This window comes from Caballeronia arvi (genome assembly GCF_001544695.2).
Classification (GTDB): Bacteria; Pseudomonadota; Gammaproteobacteria; order Burkholderiales; family Burkholderiaceae; genus Caballeronia; species Caballeronia arvi.
In genome coordinates this window covers 1-2766 of the sequence record NZ_FCOM02000171.1, presented here as the reverse complement: position 1 = coordinate 2766, position 2766 = coordinate 1, and the positions used below count along the sequence as shown (strand labels likewise).

Below are 2766 nucleotides of genomic sequence, written 5' to 3'. Positions count from 1 at the left end.
TCGACCGGGTTTGACTCCCATATCCACCACGGCCTGGATCACCTTCAGACGGTCGAGTTCGCGCATGTTCAATGTCAACAACGTTGCTGGCTTCATGGACGGCTCCTGCAATGCTGCAGTAAATCGCCAGCTTGCCAGTGGGTACAAAACCCGACATTTGTATATTGCTAGAACACGACATTCTCATATTGCTTCTACACTCCCGACGACGACATGACCGCGATATGTCAAGCGCTAGAGCGGTTCACACCCGCGCTGGCATACCCGGCACGTCCCCCACCACGACTCCCCTTCCCGACAACACTTCGGGACGCAGGGCGGGCGCCTTTCCCGACATTTCGATTGCCTGATCACCAATTTTCGTCTTCCCTGTAGGACGATTCTGACGCCATCAGGAATCTCCTAATTCCCTTTCGTGCCGGTCGTGCCTGGCAAACGTGCCGAGTCGCCACCTTACCCGTGAACAAGCGACCGCCCACTTGATCCCAGTTCGAGCTCCTTAAGTAGGATCGACACGGCGCGCTACACTGACGGATAAACACCTCTCCGAACCGCAGAAACCTCTCGACCCGACGCGAAAACATGAACCCGTCAAGACCTCTCGCTGCACCTAATGGACTTCGCGGCTTTGCGCACTTAGTTGAGCGCCTCGTTCCACGGGCGGATCGTTCGACGCCGTCCGACTCGGACGTACTGACGCCGGCGCAACAAGGCGTTATCCCCCCGGACGCGGCCCGCCATACGAGTCAGGCTACCGTTGCAGCGCGGCCGAACCCGAACTATCGCTGACGCGCAGAATGTTCCCGCTGTCGTGATTTCGTCGCGGTCGATGTCAATGCCGCCAGAACTGCGCCAGGGTGCTCTACTCGCTGCCCGACCGGCAGGCCGGTGCCGGACCCCTTTCCGCCAGTCGAGTTTTTTCGGAAGCGCTGCCGCTCAACGCTTGGTATGAAAACCACGCACCGTCGGCACGATGACCCGCTCCCCCAAGTTCCCTTCCGCATTGTGCCGATGGTCCGTGGCGCTTTTCGCCGAATCGCCGCAAGTATTGCACGCAGAGAAATGTCGCGACAACCGAGCAATCCGGATCAGTTCGACGGCGCTTCTTAATCGCTCACTGAAGCATTCTCATTTCTTTCAACGGGAATGCTGCCATTGTGTCGCCTCTAGATAGGCACATCCATTGCGGTCACTACAAAGCGCTGCAGGCGCTCCTTTTCCCGTTTATTGACCCTGGGATAAATCTATGAAACTGCTAACCACTCGCGATGGTCTGCCTCGGCTGTCATGGGGCTCTATCATCGCTGGCGTCATTCTCTCGATGATCGTCTACCTGATCATGAGCGTGCTGGGTACAGCCATTGGCGCGTCGCTATTGGCGCCGATGTCCAAGCCGGATCCTTTGCACGGGTTCGGATTCGGCTCCGGGGTCTGGGTCATCGTTACCACCGTACTGGCGGTCTTTGTTGGCTCGTATTACGCAGGTCGCTGCGCTCCAGTGCTCGGATGGCTCCACGGCCTATTGTCGTGGGCGGTCATGACACTGCTGGTCGTGTACGGCATGACCTCACTGATCACCGGCGCGGTGAGTACAGCAGGTAGCGTTGCGGCAACGACCGCGCAGGTGGGAGCGACCGCGGCCAACCAGTCGGGCACCAGTCCGTCGATCGTTGATACCGCCAAGCAGCAAGTTCAAGCGGCCGTCGCCTCCGCAGCATCGGCCGCCTCGAGTCCGCAGGCCGAACAGACGGTGCGTGAGACGGCAGACACCGCCGCACGAGGGGTGGCCCGAGCGAGCTGGTACTCGTTTGCCGCCCTCATCGTAGGAGCCATCATTGCCATCGTCTCAGGGGGCGCAGGGTTCCGCCATCAGCCGCCATTCGAGGAAAGCGGTGGTACGGCGACCGGTGACGGCATCCCGGTACGGAGCCGCGCAGTGCCCGGAGGCGGTCGTCTCTGAGTGAACCTGCCCCTTCGACTGCCTGCCGTGGCAACCGGGCAGTCGCGCGCCTCAGGAGAAACCGATGCGAAAGGACGAGAATACCAGCGCCATTCCTACAGCCGATTCATCCAACGAAGTGCGCGTCGCGGCAGTCGAGGAAGAGATTGCGGTGGGAATCGAAACGGTGGAAACGGGCGCCGTTCGGGTGCGCAAGGTCGTCCATGAAGAAGAGCATCCTGTCTTGCTGCAGGTCCGTCGCCAGAACGTCGAGGTTCAGCGCATATCCATCAACCGGCCGGTCGAAGAGCGAGAGGAGCCACGGCGTGAGGGCGATACCCTCGTCATCCCGGTCTACGAATACGTTCCGGTTGTTCGAATGCAGCTCACTTTGAAGGAAGAGGTGCGCGTCAAGACGACAGAAGCGCAAGAAGTCGTGACGTCTCGCGTCCTGACAAACTCAGAAGAACTCGTCGTTGAGCGTCGCGACGGCCCGAACGGTCCATGGGAAAAAGACAGCTCATTCGATTGAATTGACCAGACGAAAAGCGGAACATCTTTTGCAAGACCGCGGGACACATCGGTCCCTTAACTCCTTCGGAGAACTTGAAATGGTACAAACGATCATCGGCGTATTCGACTCGTACGAAGAGGCGGAGCGCGCTCAAACGCGACTGGAGTCGGAAGGCGTCGCCCGCACCGACATGGAAATTCATCGCTCGACCACCATGGACATTGCAGCGACGAGCGCTGATCCGACGGGCCGGGCTGTCACAAGTGACGTTAGTGAGGACGGCCGTCATGACGGGCCCATAAGCGGCATTGAA

2 protein-coding genes and 1 pseudogene are annotated in these 2766 nt (G+C 59.5%); all 3 read left to right on the top strand.

Features of this window, described 5'->3' with window-relative positions; all coding sequences use genetic code 11:
• Positions 1-1246: 1246 nt before the first annotated feature.
• Positions 1247-1960 carry a hypothetical protein gene (locus AWB74_RS43930; RefSeq protein ID WP_061152722.1) on the top strand — a complete coding sequence of 238 codons (714 nt, stop codon included), beginning with the start codon at positions 1247-1249 and terminating at the stop codon, positions 1958-1960.
• A gap of 64 nt (positions 1961-2024) precedes the next feature.
• On the top strand, positions 2025-2471 hold the full coding sequence (locus AWB74_RS43925; RefSeq protein ID WP_087039582.1) for a YsnF/AvaK domain-containing protein: 447 nt from the start codon (positions 2025-2027) through the stop codon (positions 2469-2471).
• Between the two features lie 79 nt (positions 2472-2550).
• A pseudogene (locus tag AWB74_RS43920) lies at positions 2551-2766 on the top strand (YsnF/AvaK domain-containing protein); the annotation flags it as partial.

Coding starts and splice junctions, on each gene's coding strand:
- AWB74_RS43930 (WP_061152722.1), top strand. CDS start 1,247: ATGAAACTGCTAACCACTCGCGATGGTCTGCCTCGGCTGTCATGGGGC.
- AWB74_RS43925 (WP_087039582.1), top strand. CDS start 2,025: ATGCGAAAGGACGAGAATACCAGCGCCATTCCTACAGCCGATTCATCC.